21 protein-coding genes and 1 pseudogene are annotated in these 22,515 nt (G+C 68.1%); 6 read left to right on the plus strand and 16 right to left on the minus strand.

The window, feature by feature from the left end:
• Position 1 precedes the first annotated feature (1 nt).
• From Prum_RS12415 to Prum_RS12480, 14 genes and pseudogenes are all read right to left on the minus strand, one after another.
• Positions 2–838, minus strand: a complete 837-nt coding sequence (locus Prum_RS12415; protein WP_173076573.1) for an inositol monophosphatase family protein — start codon at positions 836–838, stop codon at positions 2–4.
• Between the two features lie 15 nt (positions 839–853).
• Complete coding sequence (locus Prum_RS53745; protein ID WP_218577218.1) at positions 854–1,246, minus strand: PfkB family carbohydrate kinase; 393 nt, start codon at positions 1,244–1,246, stop codon at positions 854–856.
• Positions 1,247–1,305: 59 nt separating this feature from the next.
• Entirely contained in the window at positions 1,306–1,821 is a 516-nt protein-coding gene (locus Prum_RS53750; protein WP_173076577.1) for a carbohydrate kinase family protein, read from the minus strand.
• Positions 1,822–1,859: 38 nt separating this feature from the next.
• Positions 1,860–3,701, minus strand: a complete 1,842-nt coding sequence (gene glmS, locus Prum_RS12430; protein ID WP_246277845.1) for a glutamine--fructose-6-phosphate transaminase (isomerizing) — start codon at positions 3,699–3,701, stop codon at positions 1,860–1,862.
• A 23-nt stretch (positions 3,702–3,724) separates the two neighbouring features.
• Complete coding sequence (locus tag Prum_RS12435) at positions 3,725–4,315, minus strand: hypothetical protein (RefSeq protein ID WP_173076581.1); 591 nt, start codon at positions 4,313–4,315, stop codon at positions 3,725–3,727.
• A 440-nt stretch (positions 4,316–4,755) separates the two neighbouring features.
• On the minus strand, positions 4,756–5,559 hold the full coding sequence (locus tag Prum_RS12440; RefSeq protein ID WP_173076583.1) for an ABC transporter permease: 804 nt from the start codon (positions 5,557–5,559) through the stop codon (positions 4,756–4,758).
• Positions 5,519–6,316, minus strand: a complete 798-nt coding sequence (locus Prum_RS12445; RefSeq protein ID WP_173076585.1) for an ABC transporter ATP-binding protein — start codon at positions 6,314–6,316, stop codon at positions 5,519–5,521. Before Prum_RS12445 ends, Prum_RS12440 begins: the two co-directional genes overlap by 41 nt.
• Positions 6,313–6,729, minus strand: coding sequence for a MarR family winged helix-turn-helix transcriptional regulator (locus tag Prum_RS12450; RefSeq protein ID WP_173076587.1), 417 nt, complete (start codon positions 6,727–6,729; stop codon positions 6,313–6,315). The genes Prum_RS12445 and Prum_RS12450 overlap by 4 nt, the downstream gene beginning before the upstream one ends.
• Before the next feature lie 484 nt (positions 6,730–7,213).
• Positions 7,214–7,753, minus strand: a complete 540-nt coding sequence (locus tag Prum_RS12455) for a hypothetical protein (protein ID WP_246277846.1) — start codon at positions 7,751–7,753, stop codon at positions 7,214–7,216.
• Positions 7,754–7,872: 119 nt separating this feature from the next.
• Positions 7,873–8,711, minus strand: a pseudogene (locus tag Prum_RS12460) (GNAT family N-acetyltransferase).
• A gap of 17 nt (positions 8,712–8,728) precedes the next feature.
• Entirely contained in the window at positions 8,729–9,757 is a 1,029-nt protein-coding gene (locus Prum_RS12465; protein WP_246277847.1) for a LacI family DNA-binding transcriptional regulator, read from the minus strand.
• A gap of 18 nt (positions 9,758–9,775) precedes the next feature.
• Positions 9,776–10,621: a carbohydrate ABC transporter permease gene (locus Prum_RS12470; RefSeq protein ID WP_173076589.1), complete on the minus strand. Its 846-nt coding sequence runs from the start codon at positions 10,619–10,621 to the stop codon at positions 9,776–9,778.
• The gene (locus Prum_RS12475) at positions 10,621–11,538 is read right to left on the minus strand and encodes a carbohydrate ABC transporter permease (RefSeq protein WP_173076591.1); all 918 of its coding nucleotides are present in this window, start codon (positions 11,536–11,538) and stop codon (positions 10,621–10,623) included. The genes Prum_RS12470 and Prum_RS12475 overlap by 1 nt, the downstream gene beginning before the upstream one ends.
• Positions 11,539–11,540: 2 nt before the next feature.
• Positions 11,541–12,848, minus strand: coding sequence for an ABC transporter substrate-binding protein (locus Prum_RS12480; protein WP_173076593.1), 1,308 nt, complete (start codon positions 12,846–12,848; stop codon positions 11,541–11,543).
• Positions 12,849–13,013: 165 nt separating this feature from the next.
• Here Prum_RS12480 and Prum_RS12485 point away from each other — a divergent pair, with 165 nt between their 5' ends.
• From Prum_RS12485 to Prum_RS12495, 3 genes are all read left to right on the plus strand, one after another.
• Positions 13,014–15,047 carry a beta-galactosidase gene (locus tag Prum_RS12485; RefSeq protein ID WP_173076595.1) on the plus strand — a complete coding sequence of 678 codons (2,034 nt, stop codon included), beginning with the start codon at positions 13,014–13,016 and terminating at the stop codon, positions 15,045–15,047.
• 92 nt (positions 15,048–15,139) lie between these two features.
• The gene (locus tag Prum_RS51365; protein WP_246277848.1) at positions 15,140–17,047 is read left to right on the plus strand and encodes a glycosyl hydrolase 53 family protein; all 1,908 of its coding nucleotides are present in this window, start codon (positions 15,140–15,142) and stop codon (positions 17,045–17,047) included.
• The gene (locus Prum_RS12495; RefSeq protein WP_246277849.1) at positions 16,983–18,125 is read left to right on the plus strand and encodes a glycoside hydrolase family 53 protein; all 1,143 of its coding nucleotides are present in this window, start codon (positions 16,983–16,985) and stop codon (positions 18,123–18,125) included. The genes Prum_RS51365 and Prum_RS12495 overlap by 65 nt, the downstream gene beginning before the upstream one ends.
• Here the strand turns inward: Prum_RS12495 and Prum_RS12500 are convergent.
• On the minus strand, positions 18,077–18,607 hold the full coding sequence (locus tag Prum_RS12500) for a P-loop NTPase family protein (RefSeq protein WP_173076599.1): 531 nt from the start codon (positions 18,605–18,607) through the stop codon (positions 18,077–18,079). The genes Prum_RS12495 and Prum_RS12500 overlap by 49 nt on opposite strands.
• Positions 18,608–18,683: 76 nt before the next feature.
• On the opposite strand from Prum_RS12500, the gene Prum_RS12505 reads away from it, so the two are divergent.
• From Prum_RS12505 to Prum_RS12515, 3 genes are read left to right on the plus strand one after another with little or no spacing between them, the layout of a single operon-like run.
• On the plus strand, positions 18,684–19,250 hold the full coding sequence (locus tag Prum_RS12505; RefSeq protein WP_173076601.1) for a PadR family transcriptional regulator: 567 nt from the start codon (positions 18,684–18,686) through the stop codon (positions 19,248–19,250).
• A gap of 59 nt (positions 19,251–19,309) precedes the next feature.
• Positions 19,310–19,897, plus strand: coding sequence for a hypothetical protein (locus tag Prum_RS12510; protein WP_173076603.1), 588 nt, complete (start codon positions 19,310–19,312; stop codon positions 19,895–19,897).
• Complete coding sequence (locus Prum_RS12515; protein WP_173076605.1) at positions 19,843–21,381, plus strand: NACHT domain-containing protein; 1,539 nt, start codon at positions 19,843–19,845, stop codon at positions 21,379–21,381. Before Prum_RS12510 ends, Prum_RS12515 begins: the two co-directional genes overlap by 55 nt.
• Here the strand turns inward: Prum_RS12515 and ispG are convergent.
• Positions 21,338–22,513, minus strand: a complete 1,176-nt coding sequence (gene ispG / locus Prum_RS12520) for a flavodoxin-dependent (E)-4-hydroxy-3-methylbut-2-enyl-diphosphate synthase (RefSeq protein WP_173076607.1) — start codon at positions 22,511–22,513, stop codon at positions 21,338–21,340. The genes Prum_RS12515 and ispG overlap by 44 nt on opposite strands.
• Positions 22,514–22,515 lie beyond the last annotated feature (2 nt).

Raw genomic sequence — 22,515 nt, forward strand, 5'->3', positions numbered from 1 at the left:
GCTAGGCGAGCAGGGTCAACAACTCCTGGTGCAGGGACCGGTTGGCTGCCGCCACCACCGTCTGCCGTCGTACCTCGGCGTTGGCAAGGCCGCCCACAATCATCTGGAAGTCGATGTCGGCCCCCTCACCGTCCGTCACAACCCCACCAGCTCGCCGTACCAACTCATAGGCAAGCGCCTCATATGACGGTTGACCAATCGTCGAATCGACGAAGCCGTCGATCTCGCCAACCGCCAGCCGCACGGCCACAATTGCCCCATCAATCGTTGCTACCTGCCCAGCTCTTCTGAACAGCCGCATAGGGGTCTCCGCTCGTCGCTTCTGCTTGAGGAGGGAGATGACAAGAAACGCATCATCGACGCTACTTGCGGACGAGCGCCGCGCCGGCCCAGTGGCACCCTCGAAGCCGAGGTGAGTCACACTTGTCGGTGTCTGCTGGTCAGCCCAGACCACGCGCGGGATCTGAAGATCCGCGATCGCGCCCGCAACGAAGACACCGGCCAACGTGTATTCATATACCGCGACCGCGGACTCCCTGACACCTCGGAAGGTGAGCGAGGTATTGCAGTAGGGGTCGCAGATCAGAAAACGTGGTTCGCTTCCCAGCCTGACCAGACCGCTCTCCTCGGAGTAGACCAAGCCCGCGTACCCTGCCGACTTCAGAGTGCCAAAGAGCACGTCCTCCGCCACCCTGTCGATCTCATGTGCCAGGTGCCCGCCGCCCTTGTCCAGGACAACCGCGCCAAGAGAAGGCAGGCTGCGCACGTCCACCAGCAATGGGCGCACCGATTCGGCTATCTTTTCTGCGATATCGAACACGAGGCTGGTCAACGCCATGCCATGATCCTCCCGTTAAGGCTTCTCACTACGCAGACGATTCACATCGTTGACGTCCGGGAGTTGGTCCGTCGATATGGTCAACGCCGCGACGGCACACGCGAACTCGACGCTGTCGTACAGATCCAGCTCAAGAGTGTTCGCAGTCACAAATCCCGCGTTGAAGCTGTCGCCAGCGCCGACTGTATTCCGGACCCGGACGTCGTAGGCATTCATGGTTACCTGGCGATCAGGTGTAAAAGCGAATGCTCCTGCGGACCCGTCCTTGACGACGACAACCTGTTCTTCGACCATCAGCCCCGGCTGGAATGCCCTTACCGCTGCTTCGACATCATCCGCGCCCCACAATGCCAAGAACTCGCCGCGACTTGGCAGATAGATGTCTGAGAACCTAGCCAAGGACCTCATACTGGCCAGGCTGCCGCTTGATACATCTCCAGGGACCCGCCCATGGTCCAGGATAACCTTTACCCCCGCGCCTGCAGCGGCTTCACCACCGAAAGTAGATCCTCGAGAAGGCCCGGGAGCTTAAAGCCGCCACCAAGGTAGACGTAGGAAATCTTGCTCTCGTGCTCTTCGACAATGCCTGCCAACTCCGCGCCGGTTAAGGCATCGCTTGCCGTGCCGGCCACGGCCATGACAGAGGCACCACTGGGTGCCACGAAATTAATACCGACGTCAGTTACCGCCGACGTATCAACTTTTAGAGCAAGTCCGACATCGGCGTCTCGCAGCATGCCAGAAAGTAAATCACCAAAGGCGTCGGTGCCGATCTTTCCGGCAAGGATGGTGGATAATCCCAGCCGTCGACCGAAACGGGCGAAGTTGACCGCCGAGCCTCCCGGGACGACCTCGTAATCCCGACCAATCGTTTCAACCTCAATCGGGAGCCCGTCCTCGCACGGGAACGCAAGGCAATTCACATCCACATAGATGGGCCCGATACACAGCACACCACTCACGGCCAGGACCTGCTCCCGCACGAAGGCATGCCGGCAGCGTACCACCGAACCGAACGCCCTCAACGCACCGTGACGGATTTCGCGAGGTGCCGCGGGCGATCTATCTCGCGACCAAGATCAAGCGCACAGTAGTACGCGAACAGTTGACCAACAACGAGTTGGACGACGAGGTCAGTGACCTCCTCGTCAACGTATGGCAGCGAAACGTACTCAGCGAAGTTCTTCCGATCCTCCGAATCAATCTCGCCTGGCCCAAACCCAATCACGGGCCCGCCTCGCGCAGCGATTTCGCTAACGCTGGCCAATGTCGCCATATGCATACCCGGGCTGGCCAGCCGAGAAGGAACCAAGGCAATGGTATGGAACTCAGGGTCAATGAGCGAAATTGTCCCATGCTTGAAGAAGCCGGCCGCCATCCCCTCCGCGTGCCGATAGGTGGCTTCCTTGAACTTGAGGGCTGACTCCATCGCAGCAGGGTACAGAAGACCACGGCCGATGAAGAACCAGTTCCTCACCTGGCTGCGGCGTTGAGCGACCTCTCGGATCGCGGCGCTTGTATTGCCAACAACAGTCCGCAGCACGTCGGGCAAGTGAGCCAGTGACTCCAAGAGCGCCGAATATCGACCGGAGGAGAGCGTTCCGTCCCGTAGTCCAGCTTCCATGGCGAGTCTGGCCAGAATAACCGCCTGGCTGACTATCGACTTGGTGGAGAGCACGCTGATTTCCGGACCAGAGCGTTGTTGAAGGCGATATGCAGCGAGGCGCTCAAGCGTTGAGTTGGGCACGTTGCTGACCGATATCACAGTTCCGCCAGATCCAATGACCCAACGACACGCCTCAAGCGTATCGAAGGTCTCACCCGATTGAGATATCGCGACAACCGTGTCGGTCGGATCCACCTTGCAGAAGTTCTCCATCTCGTCCGAGACCAACGCCATCGCCGGGAGCCCGGACAGTCGGGTGATTAAAAATTGCCCGATCTGAGCCAGGTAGAAACCGCTGCCGGCGCCGATGAGGAGCAACGGTCTGGCCGGCGCCCGCGGCAAGGCGTTGCGCAGGCTCTCATCGGAGATTTGAAGTGCCGCCTTCGCGGCCGTCGGCGTCTCATGGATCTCTTTGATCATGAAGTGCTCAAAACTACCTCGGCCGGATCCTCTCACCGAGTCGATCACCGTTGTCTTCGCGCGCCTTGTCGGCACAGGCGAGCCGTCGGCGCCCACTCGAAAGACGTCCGCTCGGTCAGCCTGCAGTCGAGCTACGTCTCCGTCCTCTAAGAAGGTCATACCGTCAGTCTCAGGGTCCACCACTGCGACCGGGTCTGAGGCGAGAAGGGTCTGCCCATCATGCTTGCAGAGGACTAGTGGACTCTTGTGCTTTGCCGCATAGATCGCTCCGGGATCGGCCGAACAGAGAATGCCGAGCGCATACTCTCCGGTAATCCGGGCGCAGGTCCAGCATATGGCCTGGAGCAGCGTAGCACCTTTCTGCATGTAATTGGCGATAAGATGCGCAGCGACCTCGCTATCCGTTTCTGATCGGAGGCAAACTCCGCCGGCTTCCAGTTCCCGTCTGATCTCCAAGTGATTGTGGATCACGCCGTTGTGGACGGTAGCAATCGTGCCGTCATACGAGAGATGCGGATGGGCGTTGACTCGGGAGGGCACGCCGTGCGTCGCCCACCGCGTATGCCCGATCGCTACCTGCATCGCGGACAGCGAACTAAATTGGCCTCGCTGCACGGCTTCGGTGACCGATCCGACGTCCTTCTCGACAACAATGGAGCCGGCAACCAGTCCCGCAATACCGAATGAGTCGTAGCCGCGGTACTCGATCATCGTAAGCCGATGAACGATGGACTGCACAATGTCTCGCCGGGAGGCGACCCCTACAATCCCACACATGTCGCTCCCCAGCGTCCAGAAGCCTAGCTTCTTTTCGAGAACTTGCCATCGACCCGGAAGGCGAGGACTGCGTCGTCGCTATCAAACAGGTCGGGGTTCACACGCACTTGGGGCTTCGCTGGAAAGCCAATCGTAATTGGGTATCGTCGCCCGCCCGCCCGCTTCCGCCAGGTCCGCACGAGAGTCCCCGACAGGAGCCGCACCGGCAGGAGGAACTGTTTGCCACGAATTGTGATCTGGTGGTTGCAGTAAGGCGCTATCTGGTAGATCGTGCGCAGCACAACATCGCCATACAGATTAAGGAAGGCCACTTTTCCGACCTGGCGAGATTGAATCAGTACGGCCACGAGGTCGAGATGTGCACACCAAGCGTTGACCGCTGCGGTCTCCTCCTCGGACCAGGACTGGAAGCTGTCTCGCTCCAGGTTGTAAATAACTGTTCTGTGTTTCCGAAACTCTGGCGTCTCGAACTGCTGCGCAATCCGGAGGAATGCGTCCGTTGACCCCCACCGCCGCTGTAAACGAACGGCGAGAGCTGCCGCTATGGCCGAGCTGAAACCCGCTAAAGCCGCCGCGACGGCAACAGCGACCGTCGCGAAGTCGTTGGCTGACACACCGGCCTCTATCCGTTGAAATCGATGCGGTCCCGTGTACGGCTCGGTCTTGGCGCATCGCCCCCAGCCCAGCTGGAGCGGCACAAGTATCGCTGTTTCAATCGACGAAGTTAATGGGAGGAGTAGACATGTCGTGGATCCGACTGTGCCCTTGTGCCGTGCGCACGGGCCTGCGTCGCCTTCAAGATCGCGTACCGCCCCCGGCAGGAGGTCGCGCCCGCCCGCCGAGCGTGAACCTAAGTAAGCGCTCAGCCGTACCCGCTACATGAATACGCCACCTGGCGGAAGTACGTACGAGCCCGCGCCCGCAGGATAGGAGTCATGCAGAGCCCGAAGATTCCCGGCCGCTGTACTGCCAAAGGGCTGCGGCGGCAGGCGACAGGACTCCGCGCTGATCAGGGAGTAACTCCGGTCGCGTAGTTACTCCCTGACCTTAGCTTCTACTTGGCTAGGCGGCTCAGCAGAGCGCTCGCGACGGCGATCGCGAGCGCGGCGGACCCGACCAGCACCCCGTAGTCCAGCCACAGCCGGGCCGGCGCGCCGATCAGCAGGCCGCGCAGCGCCTCCACCTGGTAGCTGAGCGGGTTGACGTGGTTGATCACCTGGAGCCAGCCCGGCATCAGCGACACCGGGTAGAGCGCGTTGGACGCGAAGAAGAGCGGCATCATGATCGCCTGGCCGATGCCCATCATCCGGTCCCGCGACAGCACCAGGCCGGCGATGATGATCGACAGGCAGCAGAAGAACGCCGAGCCGAGCAGCACGATCACGACCACGCCGGCGAGCTTCAGCGGATTCCAGGTCAGCCCCACGCCGAGGAGCGTGGACAGCACGAGCACGACCACCACCTGGCTCAGCGCCCGCATGCCCGCCGCGAACGCCTTACCCGTGACCAGCGCGGCCCGCGGCGTCGGCGTCACCATCAGCTTGGCCAGGACCCCCGCGTCCCGATCCCAGATGATCTGGATGCCGTAGAAGATCGAGATGAAAAGCGCCGACTGGGCGATGACGCCCGGGGTCAGATAGTCCAGGTACGGCACGTCCCCGGTCGGGATCGCCCGGATCTTGGTGAACGTCACGCCGAACACCAGCAGCCACAGTGCCGGCTGCACCGCCCGGAAGAGCAGTTCGGTCCGGTCACGCCGCATCTTCTGCAGCTCGACCAGGCACATGGCGGCGACCCGCCGGGCCACCAATCCCAGGTCAACCGAGGCGCGAGGCAGTGCGTCGAGTCTGGCGGACATTGCGGAATCCCTTCGTCTCGTCGTCCCAGTCGCCCTCGGCGTACGCCCGGAAGACGTCGTCGAGGCTTCCTCCCCCGATGCTTTCGATCAGGTCCGCCGGGGTGCCCACGACGCCGATCCGGCCCCGATGCATGAGCGCGACCCGATCGCACGAGTGCTCGGCCTCGTCCATGTAGTGGGTCGTGACCAGCACCGTCATGCCCGTCTCCCGGCGCACCTGGGTGATCCGCTCCCACACCCCGGCCCGCGCCACCGGATCCAGCCCGATCGTCGGCTCGTCCAAAATCAACAGCTGCGGCGAGCTGACCAGGGCCTGCGCCAGCTCCAACCGGCGGATCATGCCACCGGAGTACGTGCTGGCCTGGCGCTGCGCCGCCTCGGTGAGCCCCATCGCCGCGATCGCCTCGTCCACCCGGGCGACCCGCTCCCGGCGCGGCACGTCGTACAGCCGGGCGAACAGGCTCACGTTTTCCCGCCCAGTCAGCGCACCGTCGGCGGACAGCAACTGCGGGACGTACCCGATCAGCCGGCGCACCGCCATCTTCCGCCGCCCCACGTCGAGCCCGAAGACCGACACGGTGTCCCGCGGCACCGGGAGCAGCGTGGTGACCGCCCGGATCGTGGTCGTCTTTCCCGCGCCGTTCGGGCCGAGCAGGCCGAAGATCTCCCCCGGCGCCACGTCGAGGTCGATGCCGTCCACCGCCACCGTCTCCCCGAACACGTACCGCAGCCCGCGCACGCTCACCGCAGCCGTCATGTCCGCTCCTCTCGCAACTCCTCAAGCAGCCGCCGCAACGCCGGAAGCGCGCCCGCGACCGCCTCTTGATCCGCGGCAGCCAGCCGCTCCAGCGCCCGCCCCACCAACTCGGCCCGCGCGGTGCGCCAGCCGGCGAGCTTGGCCTGCCCGGCCGGGGTCAGGAACAGCCGCGCCGCCCGCCGGTCCGCCCGGTCGGTCTCCCGGGCCAGCAGGCCAGCATCCACGAGTACGTTGACCAGCCCGCTCACCGAGTTGTCGGCGAGATGCAGTACGCGCGCCGCGGCCGCGATCCCGATACCCGGCTCCTCCTCGACCACGAGCAGCAACTCCACCTGCGCCGTACCGAGCCGAGGCGACGCCGACCGGCTCAGCCGACGCCGTACCACCCGCCGCAACCCGGCCGTGACTCGCATCAACTCACCAGCGAGTTCCCTATCCACTCCTCCAAAATACCTCGCACCCCGAGGTATTTCCCCCTCCCCTGCGCCCCTTCCCCGTCGATCAAGCCCATCCCTCGCCCGTCGATCAAGGGCATATGGCCGTGCTTTGATCTCCGATCCACGACCTTTTGCCCTTGATCGACGCGGAAATCCTTGATCGACGGAGGGCTCGGCGGACATGCGCGGTGCTCCTCGGCGGGCTACGTCGGGGTGGGCGCCGGCATGCGGCGCCCGCGCGTAGCGCCCGCACACGCCGTGGGTGACCCGCGAGTAGGGGGCTCCTTTTAGGACTCAACCCCGCCCACGCGCCCCACGCCCTACCCCGCTCCCGCCGATCAAGGACTTCGACGTCGATCAAGGGCAAACGGTCGTGGTTTGGAGATCAAAGCACGACCATATGCCCTTGATCGACGAGGAAAGCCGCGCCCGAGCGGCGCCGAGCCGAGCCGCGGGTGGGCTAGGGGAGGGCGGGTTCGGGGTCTGGGGTTGGGGCTGGGGTTGACGCGGGGCCGGGGGTGGAGGTGGACGCGCTCAGGCGTTCGTAGAGCATGCCCGCCTGGTGCGCGAGCGCGCCCACCACCGCCGGCACCACCGGCAGGATCCAGTCGGCCACCACGCCGCGGTGGGGCAGATTCAGGATGAGTACGGCCGCTGCCGCCCCGCCGAACCCGTGGGCGAGGGCACGCCATACCGCCTTGCCGGTGTGTCCCACCGCGGCCCGCCGCGCGGCCTTGTCGCCCAGGTCGGGAAAGCCGGCCAGGGCCCGCGCGTCGCGGCGGCCGAAGTTGAGTCCGGCGGCCACGGCCGTGGCGGACGCGCCCACCACGGTGGCCACCAGGACGTTCCGCGTGAAGAGCATCAGCAACCCGAACACGGCGAGGCCGATGCCGAGCGCCACGCCGGCGCGGATCCACTCCTTCTTGTCACCTGGATACCAGTAGTACTTCGTGGTTCCCTCGGACACCTGCTTGACGATCCGCCCCATCGCGGTGCTCACCCCCGTAACCTGCATCGCGATCAGCCGTTACAGAGCGTAGGCAGGCGTAACCAAAGAGTGACGACCGCTTGCTGAAAATGCCTGTCATTCTCCCGAATACTGGGCGGTAATCAGCCCACTCAGAACAGGACGGTCGCGAACTCGCCGGCCGGGCGGAAGCCGCAGCGGGCGTACACGTGGCGGGCCCGCTCGTTGTGGCCGTTGACGTACAGGCTGACGGTCGGTGCGACCCGGCGCAGCGCGTCGCGCACCACGGCCGCCATCGCCGAGGCCGCCATCCCCGGCCGCGCCAGTGCGGCGCCACCCATACCCCTTGGACCTGCGCGGTGTGCCGGGTGACGACCGCCAACTCGGCCTTGAAGACCACTTCGCCGCCGGCGACCCGCGCGTACGCCCGCCGCCCGCGCACCAGCTCCATCACCCGCCGCCGGTAGCCGCGGCCACCGTCGTCGGTCAGCGGCGACACTCCGACCTCCTCGGTGTACATCGCCACCGCCGCCGGGTAGAGCAGGTCGATCTCGTCGGGCCGGACCAGGCGCACGCCGGGGTCGGCCGCCACGGCCGGCGGCGCGCTCGCGACCAGCAATGGCTGGTGCGGCCGTACGTCCCGCGCCGGCCCCCAATACCGCCCGAGGTGCTCCCACAATCCGAGTACGGCGTCCGCCCGGCCCACGATCGACGAGCACCCGCGGTCTTCGGACAGGATCAGCTCGGCGAACGCGGAGACGGCGGCCGGCGAGGCGAGCACCGGCGTGAGGTGGCCACCGAACCAGCAGAGCGCCTCCAGGTGCCGGCGCGACCCATACCCGTAGATCCGCCCGTCGGATCGCCACCAGGACAGGCCGTGCGCGGTCACGCGCTCCGCCACTTGGGCACCGCCGAACGGATCGAGGTCGAGGAGTCTCTCGACCGCACCGCGCTCGGCCTCACCGAGCTGCCGCACGGGCACCGTCAGCACGTGTACCAGCCTAATAGTTACGCAGTGGCCCTCACCACAAGCTCGGTGGGGAGGATGACCGCCGCCGGTGGCTCGCCGGACAGGTGGCCGAGCAGGAGCCGGACCATCTCGCCGCTGATCCGGCCGAACGGCTGCCGGATGGTCGTCAGCGGAGGCGTCGAGGCGGCCGCGACCTTGGAGTCGTCGAAGCCGCCGATCGCGACGTCGTCGGGCACCCGCTTGCCGGCCCGGGCCAGGGCGGCGATCGCGCCCACCGCCATCAGGTCGGAGCAGACGAACACCGCGTCCAGGTCCGGCACCTGGCGCAGCAGCTTTTCCATCGCGACCTCGCCGGACGCCTGGGTGTAGTCGCCGCTGACCACCAGGCGCGGGTCCGCGTCCCCGAGTACGTCGTAGTAGCCGGCGAGCCGGTCGACGCCGCCCGAGGTGTCCAGCGGCCCGGTGATCGTGGCGATCGTCCGGTGCCCGCGCGAGCGCAGGTAGCTCACCATCTGCCGGGCGCCGTCCCGGTCGTCGGCCGCCACGTACGAGATCTCGCGCTCGTGCCCGAGCGGCCGCCCGCAGGTCACCACCGGCAGGCCGCGGTCCTTGAGCTCCTGCAGCAGTGAGCTGCCGGCGTGGTCGGAGACGAGCAGGGCGCCGTCGACGTGACCGGCGGTGACGTACCGGCCGATCCGCTCCCGGTCCTCCTGGGTGCCGGCGACGGTGAGCAGGAGCGTGATGTCGTGCTCGCCGAGCGCCCGGGTGCAGCCGCGCAGCAGCACGTTGAAGTTGGGGTCCTCGAAGAGGCGGTCCTGCGGCTCGGAGAGGATGAAGGCCACCGAGTCGGACCGCTGGGTGACCAGGCTGCGGGCGTGCTGGTTGACGACGTACCCGGTCTTGCGGATGGCCCGCTGGACGGCCTCGAAGGCGGGGCCGCTGACGTTGTGGCCGCCGTTGAGCGCGCGCGACACCGTGCCGCGCGACACTCCGGCGACGGCCGCGACGTCATCCATCGTCGGCCGGCCGGCCTGGGGTCGCGGCCGTTGCGGCCGGGGCTGGGTCACCACGAGACCTATTCTCCGTCAGGTCTTCACCGAGCCGGAGAGCAGGTCAACCCGCCAATACCGTTGCAACGCGAGGAAGACCGCCACGAGCGGGATCATCGACAGCAGCGCGCCGGTGATCACCAGGCTGTAGAGCGCGGGGGTGGTGTTTCCCCGGTTGAGCAGCGTGTAGAGGCCCAGCGTGACCGGGAACTTGTTGTCGTCCGCCAGCATGATGAACGGCAACAGAAAATTGTTCCAGATCGCCACGAACTGGACGAGAAACACCGTGATGATGCCGGGCACCATCATGGGCAGCGCCACGGTGCGGAAGGTCCGGAACTCGCCCGCCCCGTCGACCCGCGCCGCCTCGATCACGCTGTCCGGCACGGCCGCGGCGGCGTAGATGCGCGCCAGGTAGATGCCGTACGGGCTGACGATGCTCGGCAGCAGCACCGACCAGTACGTATCGGTGAGCCCGACCTTGGCCAGCAGCAGATACTGCGGGATGGCGAGCACGATGCCGGGCACCAGCACGCCGGCCAGCAGCACGTTGAAGATGACCGAGCGCCCGGCGAACCGGTACTTGGCCAGCGTGTACCCGCTCAGCCCGGACAGCCCGGCCGACAGCGCCGCGCCGACACCGGCGTACAGGGCGGTGTTGAGCATCCAGCGCCAGTAGATCCCGTCGCTGTAGCTGGACAGCTCGGAGACGTTGTCGAAGAACGACCCGCTCGGCGCGAACGTGAACGAGGTGAACAGCGTCGAGCCGGCCTTCGTCGAGGCGGCGACCACCCACGCCACCGGCAGCAGGCAGTAGACCGCGCCGATCAGCAGCACGGCCGTGGGCAGGATGGCCAGCCGCGGCCTGCGTGCTTCCGCCATCAGCGCTCCTCCCCGAAGGCCCGGCGCTGCACGAAGCGCAGGAACCCGAACGACAGCACCAGCGTGAAGAGGGCCAGCAGGATGGAGGTGGCCGCGGCGGCGTACAGGTCGTCGGCGGCGAACGCGTCCCGGTAGACCTTCATCAGCGGCGTCCAGGTGGACGTGATGTTCGTGGTCAGCGACCTGATCGTCATCGGCTCGCTGAAGACCTGCACCGTCACGATCATCGAGAAGACCGTGGTCATCACGATCGCCGGGATGAGTAGCGGGATCTTGATGCGGAGCGCGATCTGCAGCTCGGAGCAGCCGTCGATCCGCGCCGACTCGTAGATCTCCGGCGAGATCGCGCGCAGCGAGGTGTACAGGATGATCATGTTGAAGCCGACGCCGCCCCAGATCGCGATGTTGACGATCGAGAAGAACACCGAGCCGGTGCTCAGCAGGTTGGGCTCGGGCAGCCCCAGCTTGGCCAGGACGTAGTTGAGCGGGCTCATCGCGGGCAGGTAGAGGAAGCCCCACAACATGCTCGCGATCACCGCCGGCACCGCGTACGGCAGGAAGATCGAGATCCGGGAGAAGCGGCGCAGCGCGACCCGCGGTCGGTCCAGGAGCAGCGCGAAGAGCAGCGCCAGCCCCAGCATGATGGGCAGGAGCAGCGCCCCGTACGCCAGCACCCGCAGCCCGCCCGACCACAGCTCCGAGTCGGTGATCGCGCGCCGGTAGTTGTCCAGCCCGGCGAAGACCTCGGTGCGCGCGCCCTTGCCCAGCCCGAGGCCCTTGACCTGCACCTTCCGCAGGCTCAGCCAGGCCGTGTACCCGACCGGCAGCAGGATGAACAGGGTGAACAGGAGCACCGCCGGGGCGAGGAAGGCGTACGGCGCCGCCGTACGCCTCCCCCGACGAACCGTTCTGACCATCATTAGCCCGAGACCTTGAAGCCGTTCTTCTGCATGTCGGCCACGGTCGCCGACTGCATCTCGTCGACGGCCGCGCCGAACGACGACTTCTGTGTGATCGCCTTGCCGAACGCGTCTTGGTAGACCTGGTACGTCACGTTGACGTTCGGTCCCCAGGTGACCCCGGCGGCGCCCTTCGCGATCGCTGCGGCTTCGGTGTAGAAGTTCGGCTGGTTGGGGAAGAACGCCGGCGGCTGGGTCAGCGCGGGCCCGGACTGGGCGTCACTCGCGGCCGGGTAGATGGCGCTCTCCTTGACCAGCAGCGCGGTCGCGGTCGGGTCGGTGTTCATCCAGGTGGCGAACTTGGCGGCCGCTGCCACGTTCTTCGACTTGGCGGCCACGCCGGTGGACGAGCCGCCCCAGTTGCCGGTCTTGCTCTCCCCGGCGGTCCACTGTGGCAGCGGCGCCATCGCCCACTTGCCCTTGGTCTTGGGCGCGTTGCCCTCCAGCACGCCCGGGCCCCAGATGGCGCTCGGCCAGGCCAGCAGCGTGCCGTCGTTGAGCGCCTTGTTCCACTCGGGCGTGTACATCGGCTGGTCGTCGATCGCGCCCTCCTGGACGAGGCCGCCCCAGTAGTCGGCGACCTTCTTGGTGGCCGCGTCGTTGACCGTCACCTTCCAGGCTTCGCCGTCGACGCCCCACCAGGCCGCGCCGGCCTGCTGGGCGAGCCCGGCGAACCAGCCCGGGTCCTTGGCCGAGAACGTCGTCAGGTACTGCTTCTTGGTCTTGGTACGCAGCGTGCGGGCCGCCTGCGCGAACTCGTCCCAGGTCTTCGGGACGGTCAGGCCGAACTGCTGGAAGAGGTCGGTGCGGTAGTAGAGCATCATCGGGCCGGCGTCCTGCGGGATGCCGTACACCGCGTCGGTGCCGAGGGTGACCTGCTGCCAGACGCCCTCGGCGAACTTGCTTTTCGCGTCGCCGGCCTCCTTGGCCAGGTCGGCGAGCACGTCGTTGCTGACCAGGGTCGGCAGCGACTGGTACTCGACCTGCGCCAGGTCCGGCGGGTTGCCGGCCTTGTTCGCGGTGAGCAGCTTGGTGACGATGTCGCCGCCGCCGGCCTGCCGGCTCAGCGTGACGTGGATGTCCGGGTTATCCGCGTTCCACTTGTCGATGACCTTCTCGATGTTGGGCGCCCAGGCCCAGAAGCTCAGCTCGACCTTGCCGCCGGAAGTGCCCTGGTCCGATCCGGAGTCGGAGTCGGAACCGCATGCGGCGACGAGGCTGACGCCGAGGGCTATCGCCACGACCTTCGCAGCCAGCGAACGTGTCATCTCAGCCTCTCATGGGGGTAATCAGCCAGAAACAACTGTGAGCGCTCACAGTCTTGGCTCCCTCGGGGCCTGTGTCAATAGCCACAACTGGGTCTGACATTGCAGCTAGAACGTGTGCAATCATGCGGGAAGGTCACTGGGAGCGCGTACAGTTTTGGAGCCCGCATGTCCCTGACGTCCCACGTTCCGGCAGCCACCACCGCGCCGGCCGGCCCGCTGCCCCGGCTCACCCGGATGGCGTACGGCGGCGACTACAACCCCGAGCAGTGGCCGGAGGAGGTCTGGCACGAGGACGTGGCGCTGATGCGCGAGGCCGGGGTCAACCTGGTCAGCGTCGGCATCTTCACCTGGGCACTGCTGGAGCCGGCCGAGGGCCGCTACGACTTCGGGTGGCTGGACCGCGTACTCGAGCTGCTGCACGAGGGCGGCATCGCGGTCGACCTCGCGACGCCGACCGCCGCGCCACCGGCGTGGTTTTCCCGCCGCCATGCGGAGTCGCGGCTGGTCAACCGGGACGGCGCGATCCTCGGCGGTGGCGCGCGGCAGTCGTTCTGCCCCAGCTCGCCGGCGTACGCGGACGCCGCGGCCCGGATCACCGAGCAGCTCGCCCGCCGCTACGCCGGCCACCCGGCGCTCGTGCTCTGGCACTCACACAACGAGTACGGCGGCGCGAACGCCCTGTGCTACTGCCCCGCCTCGGCGGAGGCGTTCCGGGAGTGGCTGCGCGGCCGGTACGGCTCGGTCGCGGCGCTGAACGAGGCGTGGGGCACCACGTTCTGGGGCCAGCGGTACGGCGACTGGGGCGAGATCGAGCCGCCCATCGCCGCGCCCACCGCGGTCAACCCGGCGCAGCAGTTGGACTTCCTGCGCTTCTCCTCCGACGCGCACCTGGCCAACTACCGGCGCGAGCGGGACATCCTGCACCGCTGGTCCCCCGGCATCCCGGTGACCACGAACTTCCAGATCGCCAACTGCAAGACCATCGACTACTGGCGCTGGGCGTCCGAAGTGGACGTCGTCTCCAACGACCACTACCTGCAACCGGAGAACCCGAACAACCACATCGAGCTGGCCATGTGCGCCGACCTGACCCGGGGCGTGGCCGGCGGCCGGCCCTGGCTGCTGATGGAGCACTCAACCAGCGCGGTCAACTGGAAGCCGCGCAACATCGCCAAGCGCCCCGGCGAGATGCGCCGCAACAGCCTCGCCCACGTGGCCCGGGGCAGCGAGGCGACGCTCTTCTTCCAGTGGCGGGCCTCCCGCTTCGGCGCGGAGAAGTTTCACTCCGCGATGGTGCCGCAGGGCGGCACGGGCACCCGGATCTGGCGCGAGGTGGTCGAGCTGGGCGCGGATCTGTCCAGGTTGGACGAGGTACGCGGGACGCGGGTCGCCGCCGAGGTGGCGGTGCTCTGGGACTGGGAGTCCTGGTGGGCGCTGGAGCTGGACTGGCGGCCATCGGCGGACCTGTCCTACCTGGACCGCATGTCGGCGTACTACGAGGCGCTGTGGCGCGACCACCTGACCGTCGACTTCGTGCATCCCACGGGGGCCCTGGAGGGCTACCCGCTCGTGGTGGTGCCGAGCCTCTACCTCACCAGCCCGGCGGCCGCCGCCAACCTCACCCGGTACGTCGAGGGCGGCGGGACCGTCGTCATCTCGTACTTCTCCGGGATCGTGGACGCCACCGACACGCTGCATCCGGGCGCGTTCCCGGGTGCGCTGCGCGACCTGCTCGGCGTGGCGGTGGAGGAGTTCCTGCCGCTGCCGGCCGGGTCGTCCGTACGGCTGAGTGACGGGTCAACGGCCGACGTGTGGACCGAAGACGTGGTGTTGCAGGGCGCCACCGCCGAGCTGTCCTACGTGGACGGGCCGGCGGCGGGGCGGCCGGCGGTGACCCGGCACGCGGTCGGCGCCGGCTCCGCCTGGTACGTGTCCACCCGCCCCGACGCGGCCGGCCTGGCGGGCGTGCTGCGCCGCGCGTACGCCGACGCGGGCGTGACCCCGCCGGACGGCGTACCCGACGGGGTGGAGCTGGTACGCCGGGAGGGCGGGTCGGCGTCGTACCTGATCGCGATCAACCACACCGACCACGACGGCGCGGTGCCGGCGTCCGGGGTGGAACTGCTCACCGGCGAGCCCTGCACCGGCACCCTCGTGGTACCCGCCGGCACGGTCCGGGTGGTGCGCCACACCCCTTGACAGTCATCTCTGTAAGCGCTCACAGTATGTCGTCAGTGTTACGCAGATAACACCACGTCAATGCACTGTGAGCGCTCACAGGAGGCTGGCAAATGAGGACGTTCCGGCTGGTCGCGGTCGGGGTGGCCGCGGCCCTGATATCCACTGTCCCACCCGGCGCCGCGCACGCCGGTGCCACGGTAGGCAACCCCGGCTTCGAAGACGGCCTGACCGGCTGGACCGCGCGCGGCACGGCCAGCATCGAGGCCGGCGGGCACGCGGGTGCGTCCCGGCTCACCACGTCCGGCGCGGCCGGCGCTAGCCAGCGGATCTCCGCCCTCGCCAAGGGGCCGTACACGCTGCGGACCTGGGTGCGTGGCGCCGGGCCGGCCACCGTCGAGCTCGACTGCGGGCGGTCCACCGAGCGCGTGGACGTGCCGCGCACCGGCCCGGACTGGTGGGTGCAGGTCGCGGTGAGCGCGTGGTCCGGATCCGGCCGCTGCACGATCCGGCTGGGGTCGGCTGCGGGCGCCTGGGCCCACTTCGACGACGTCACGCTGGCGGCGGGCGGGACCGCCCCGGTCCAGATCAAGGGCGCGGACATCTCGCACCTGACGAAGAACGAGGCGTACGGCGCGGTCTACCGGGACCGCTCCGGCCGGCCCGGCGACGCGGTGCGGATCCTGCGGTCGAACGGCGTCAACTACGCGCGCCTCAAGGTGTGGGTCAACCCCGCCGACGGCTTCAACAGCAAGGCGACGGTGCTCGCCATGGCCAAGCGGGTCAAGGCGCAGCGCATGCGGCTGCTGATCGACTTCCACTACTCGGACGCCTGGGCCGACCCGGGCAAGCAGATCAAGCCGGCGGCGTGGGCTTCCTTGGGGTTCGAGGACCTCAAGCAGGCGCTCTACGACCACACGTACGACGTACTCGCCGGGCTGCGCGCGCAGGGCACGCCGGCCGATATGGCCCAGGTCGGCAACGAGATCAACGGTGGTCTCCTGTGGCCGGACGGGCGCTGGGACAACTGGGACGGCATGGCGGCGCTCCTGACCGCGGGCAGCACGGCCGTCAAGGCCGCGTCACCGTCCACAAAGGTCGTGCTGCACCTGGCCGAGGGCGCCAACAACGGCGGGCACCGCTGGTGGTTCGACAACGCCGTCTCCCGGGGCGTGCCGTTCGACGTCATCGGGGTGTCGCACTACGTCTACTGGCACGGCCCACTCGGCGCGTTGCAGTACAACCTCTTCGACCTGTCCGCCCGGTACGGCAAGCCGATCGCCCTCGTGGAGACCGCGTACGGCTTCACCCTGGAGCAGGACGACCACGAGACCAACATCTTCAACGCCTCGCTGGAGGCGGCCGCCGGCTACCCGGCCACCCCGCAGGGGCAGACCGAGGCGCTGCGGGACATGTTCAACGTCGTCGCCGCCGTGCCGAACACGCTCGGCGTCTTCTACTGGGAGCCCACCTGGACCGCGGTGACCGGCGCCGGCTGGGACCCGGCCGATCCCTCCTCGGGGACGGTTGGGAAAACCAGGCCCTGTTCGACTACTCCGGCCGGGCGCTGCCCGCGCTCAAGGTGTTCGGGAGGTTCTGATGCGACGTTTCCTCGTGCCCCTCGTCGCGGCGCTGCTGCTGATTCAGGCGGTGCCGGCCGGCGCGGCGTCCACATTGACCAACACCGGGTTCGAGTCGGGCCTGGCCGGGTGGACCGGAAACGGCTACACCGAGTCCGGTGGGCGCTCCGGCAACCGCCTCACCCACTGGGCGTCCGGCGCCTACCTGTGGGAGACGTACCAGACGCTGACCGGGCTCGCCAACGGGTCGTACACGGCCCGGGTCTGGGTCCGGTCGGGCGGTGGCCAGAAGGCGGCGTACCTGGCGCTGAAGAACTGCGGCGGCGCCGAGCAGCGGGCGAACGTGCCGGCCAGCGACGCCTGGACGCAGATCTCGGTGACCACCACCGTCTCCAATGGACAGTGCACGGTGAGCCTCTTCTCCGACGCCAATGCGGGTAACTGGGCGAGCTTTGACGATGTGAGTTTCTCTACCAGTGGGAGTGGCAGCACCATCCAGATCCGCGGCGTCGACATCTCCACGCTGAAGAAGAGCGAGGACCGGGGCGGCGTCTACCGGGACAGCGCCGGCACCCAGCGCGACGCCCTGGCGATCGTCCGGTCGAGCGGCGCCAACTACGGCCGGCTCAAGGTGTGGGTCAACCCCGCCGACGGCTACAACAACAAGGCCCGGGTGCTCACCATGGCCAGCCGCATCAAGGGTCAGGGCATGAAGCTGCTCGTCGACTTCCACTACTCCGACTCGTGGGCCGACCCCGGCAAGCAGAACAAGCCGGCTGCCTGGGCGTCCCTGTCGTTCACCGCGCTGCGCCAGGCCGTCTACGACCACACGTACGACGTACTGAACGCGCTGAAGGCACAGGGCACCACGGCCGACATGGTCCAGGTGGGCAACGAGATCAACGACGGCATGCTGTGGCCGGACGGGCGCTCGTCCAACTGGGCCAACCTGGCTTCGCTGCTGACCGCCGGCAGCAACGCGGTCAAGGCGGTCTCGTCGTCGACCCAGGTGATGCTGCACCTGGCCGAGGGCGGCAACAACAGCCAGCACCGGTGGTGGTTCGACCAGGCCACGAGCCGGGGCGTGCCGTTCGACGTGATCGGGGTGTCGCACTACCTCTACTGGCACGGGTCGGCGGCGAGCCTGCAGGCCAACATCAACGACCTGGCCTCCCGGTACGGCAAGCCGATCGTGGTCGCCGAGACGGCGTACGGCTTCACCCTGGCCCAGGAGGACGGCGAGCCGAACATCTTCAACTCGTCGCTGCAATCGGCCGGCGGCTACCCGGCCACCGCGCAGGGCCAGGCCGACGCGCTGCGCGCCATCTTCAACGTGGTCAAGGCGGTCCCGAACGGCCGCGGCCTGGGCGTCTTCTACTGGGAACCCACCTGGACCGCGGTAACCGGCAACGGCTGGGACCCCACCAACCCAAGCTCCGGCAACGGCTGGGAGAACCAGGCCCTCTTCGACTACGCCGACAGGGCCCTGCCCGGACTGGCGGTGCTCGGCACCGCGTAACGGCGGCCCCTCTCCTCACCGATCAAGGGCATACGGTCGTGGTTCGATCTCTGATCCGCGACCGTATGCCCTTGATCCACGCGAAGGTCCTTGATCGGCACGTCCCAGTCGATCAACGTAGCGATCACTGTCCACAGCACGGCCGGATCGTTCAGGACGACCGAGAATCGACCGTCCGCGCGGGCCGGCTCGGCACCCGTCACGTCGGCGAGGATCATCGCAACGACGGCATAGTCCTCATCGTCGGCCGGGTGCAGGGACAGCCGTGACCCGCCGCCGATAAGACTGAGCGCCAGGTCGAGGCGATCCCGCATGCCAGCCGAGTAAGTCCGTACTGGCCGGTCGGCGATCTCCCCGAGGCCGAGGGCGATGAGCAGGCACGCCGCGCGCATCCGCGCCTCCAGGGCGGGCAGGCGCAGGCGGCGCCCCGCGAGCAGCAGGTGCTCCAGACCGGTCAGTTGAACGTCGAATCCGTCACCCATGTCACACTCCCCTTGTCGGCGATAGGTTACCGATATATCGTCGACACATCAACGACAGAACGACAGGAGTTAGAAAATGGGATTCCGCAGACAGTTCGACCACCTCCATGAGGCCCGCCAGCGTGGCTTCGGCTTCGGTCCCCCGTTCGGGGGCCCCTGGGGTGGTCACGGACACGGACACGGCCGTCGTGGCCGCGGTCCGGGCGGTCGCCGGCAAAACGTGCGGGCCGCGGTGCTCGCCCTGCTGGCCGAGCGCCCCATGCACGGCTACGAGATGATCCGTGAGCTGGAGAGCCGCACCGGCGGCATCTGGCGCCCGAGCCCCGGCTCCATCTACCCGACGCTGCAGCTGCTCGAGGACGAGGGCCTGATCGTCGCGGAGACCGGCGAGGGCCGCAAGCGGTTCGCGCTCACCGAGGCCGGCCGCGAGGAGGCCACCCGGGCCGCCGAGGCCCCGCCGTGGAACGAGTTCGCCGACGACACCGTGTCGCAGGCGCAGGACTTCCGGGACGCCGCGTTCGGCATCATGAACGCGCTGCGCCAGGTGGGCTTCAACGGCACCGACGAGCAGCGGACCCGCGCGCTGGAGGTCCTGACCGAAACCAAGCGCAAGCTGTACGCCATCCTCGCCGAGTCGGAGTGACTCCGAGCGGACGGCTGTCCCGGTTGCCCCGGGGCAGCCGTCCAGGGTAGACACACCTGGTGCGCCGCACCGCCGTCATTTCCAGCACAGTGCTCTGTGCGGCGCTTCTCGGTGTGGCGACAAACGTCGGATCGGCACAGCTGCCGACGGATTGGGCGCCGTACCTCTGGCTCGCCTGGCCGACGGCGGCGGTCCTCGCCGCCGTGCTCATCATCGCGGAGCTGCGCCGCGAACACCCGGAGGCCGCGGCTGGCGGGCCCGCCGCGTTCTACCGGCGCACGCTGCTGCAGCGGGTCGAGCTGTACTGGGTGCGTAACGTCCTGGACCGCTCCGTCTACCACGAGGCCCGCATCGAGCTGGGCCTGACCGCTCAGGTCACCGGCGATCACCCGTGGGACATCGTCGTACGCGGCGCGGACGGCGCGGCCCGCCCGGTCCCCGCCGGCACGCCGATCGGATCCGTGTTCGGTGACCTCAACCAGAGCCTGCTCGTGCTCGGCCACCCGGGGCGGGCAAGACCACGACGCTGCTGGAGCTGCTCCGGACGCTCATCGCGTCGGCGCGGGCGGACGGCGACGAGCCGATCCCGGTCGTGCTCAACCTCTCGTCCTGGGCGATCCAGCGGGAGTCATTGGGTGACTGGCTGACCCGCGAGGTCGCCACCCGGTACGAGATCCCCATCCGCCACGTGCGCGACTGGATCGCCAGCGACCAGCTGATCCCCCTGCTCGACGGCCTCGACGAGGTCACCGCCGAGCACCGCGCGGCCTGCGTCAAGGCGATCAACGACTTTCGCGCCCAGCACGGCTCGGTGCCCATCGCGATCTGCTGCCGGTCCGAGGAGTACGCCGAGCTGAGCCAGCACCTGCGCGTCTACGGCACGGTGACGATCCTGCCGCTGTCCCGGGCGCAGGTGGACAGGTTCCTTGACCGCGCCGGAGCCGGCGTCGCCGGGGTCCGCGCGGCACTCACCGCCGACCCCACGCTGTGGGAGATGGTCGAGTCCCCGCTGATGCTCAGCATCATGGCGCTCGCCTTCCGGGACAGCCCGCCGGAGCCGTCCGACCCCGGCGAGCTGGCGGACGAGCGGCGCCAGCAGATCTTCCGGGCGTATGTGCGGACCATGCTCCGGCACCGCCGCAGCGCCCGGTACTCCCCCGAGGAGACCACGCGGTACCTCACGACGCTGGCCGAGCATCTCCAGGATCAGTCGCAGACCGTCTTCACCCTCGACCTCATCAACCCGCGCTGGCTGCCCATGCGCGGGTGGCGAGGGCACAGATGGCTGGCGTCGATCAACGGGGTTCTGTGGGGAGCGTTCGGGGCTGCCGCGCTGGCCGCCATCGCCGCCCTCGCGTACGGCTGGCGCGGGGCGTTCCTGGGTGCGGTGGCCGGCGCTGGCTTCGGCTTGCCGGCCACCCGCCGGATCGACTCCTGGCGGTCGACGAAGCAGCAGGAGTGGGCCAACCAAGGCAACGACAGAACGCACACCGCCGGGGACTGGCTCTTCGCCACGCTGCTTCCCATAGTCATCCCCGAGTTTTGGCGTCCGCTGGGGATGGCCCTCGCCGGCGGAGTCGCGTCCGGACTCGTCCTCGGCTGGTCCGCCGGCGTCTCGACGGTGCTCGCCTACGGCCTGGCCACCCTCGTGGCGCTCTACCTCGGGGCGGCGCTCGCCTACACGTACGCCTTTGTGTCCGAAAAAGCCACGCAGCGTGAATCGCGTGGCGAGGTGCCCAGCCCTCGGGTGCGCGCGGCGCTCCGCCCGGGAATCATCGCGGCCGGAGCAGCCGGCGTGCTGGTGGGCGTTGGGACGGCCCTGATCGTGGCTGGACCGCTGACCCTCGTGGAGGGACGGCGATTCGGCCTGGTCGCCGGGGCGGGAGCCGCGCTCTACGCTTTATCCACCGTCGGCGTATACGGCGCGCTCGAGCAGGCCCTACTGCGGACGTGGCTGCACAAGGCCGGCCGGTTTCCCAAGCCCGGCCGGCCGTTCTTGGACCACGCCGTGCAGTGTCTCTTCCTCCGGCCCGTCGGCGGCGGCTACATCTTCGTGCACCGCGAGCTGCTGGAGTACTTCGCGGAACTCAGTGCACCGTCACCTGCGGGCCGCCGCCGACCAGGTCCCTGAGCTCCTCGGGCAGCTCGGCGCCCATCTCGTCGGCCAGGCGGAGGGCCTCTTCGATCAGGGTCTCCACGATCTGCGACTCGGGGACGGTCTTGACGACCTGGCCCTTGACGAAGATCTGGCCCTTGCCGTTGCCGGACGCCACGCCCAGGTCGGCCTCGCGGGCCTCGCCGGGCCCGTTGACGACGCAGCCCATCACCGCGACCCGCAGCGGCACCGGCAGGCCCTCCAGGCCCGCGGTCACCTGCTCGGCCAGCGTGTAGACGTCGACCTGCGCGCGCCCGCACGAGGGGCACGAGACGATCTCCAGGCCGCGCTCGCGCAGCCCGAGCGACTCCAGGATCGCGTTGCCGACCTTGATCTCCTCGACCGGCGGCGCCGACAGGGAGACCCGGATGGTGTCGCCGATGCCCTCGGCGAGCAGCGCACCGAACGCCACCGCCGACTTCACCGTGCCCTGGAACGCCGGACCCGCCTCGGTCACGCCGAGGTGCAGCGGATAGTCGCACTGCTCGGCGAGCTGGCGGTACGCCCGGATCATGACGACCGGGTCGTTGTGCTTCACCGAGATCTTGATGTCGCGGAAGCCGTGCTCCTCGAAGAGCGAGCACTCCCACAGGGCCGACTCGACCAGCGCCTCCGCGGTGGCCTTGCCGTACTTGGCGAGCAGCCGCTTGTCGAGCGAGCCGGCGTTGACGCCGATCCGGATCGGCACATTGGCGTCCGCGGCCGCGCGGGCGATCTCCGCCACCTTGTCGTCGAACGCCTTGATGTTGCCGGGGTTGACGCGTACCGCCGCGCAGCCCGCGTCGATGGCGGCGAAGACGTACTTCGGCTGGAAGTGGATGTCGGCGATGACGGGAATCTGCGACTTCTTGGCGATGGCCGGCAAGGCGAGTACGTCGTCCTGCGACGGCACCGCCACCCGCACGATCTGGCAGCCGGACGCGGTCAGCTCGGCGATCTGCTGGAGCGTCGCGTTGACGTCGGCGGTCAGCGTGGTGGTCATCGACTGCACCGACACCGGCGCGCCACCGCCCACCGGCACCGAACCGACCATGATCTGCCGAGACTTACGGCGCGCCGCCAGGGGTGGCGGGGGCACCGCGGGCATGCCCAACGAAACGGCGGTCACGG

This window comes from Phytohabitans rumicis (assembly GCF_011764445.1).
Taxonomy (GTDB): domain Bacteria; phylum Actinomycetota; class Actinomycetes; order Mycobacteriales; family Micromonosporaceae; genus Phytohabitans; species Phytohabitans rumicis.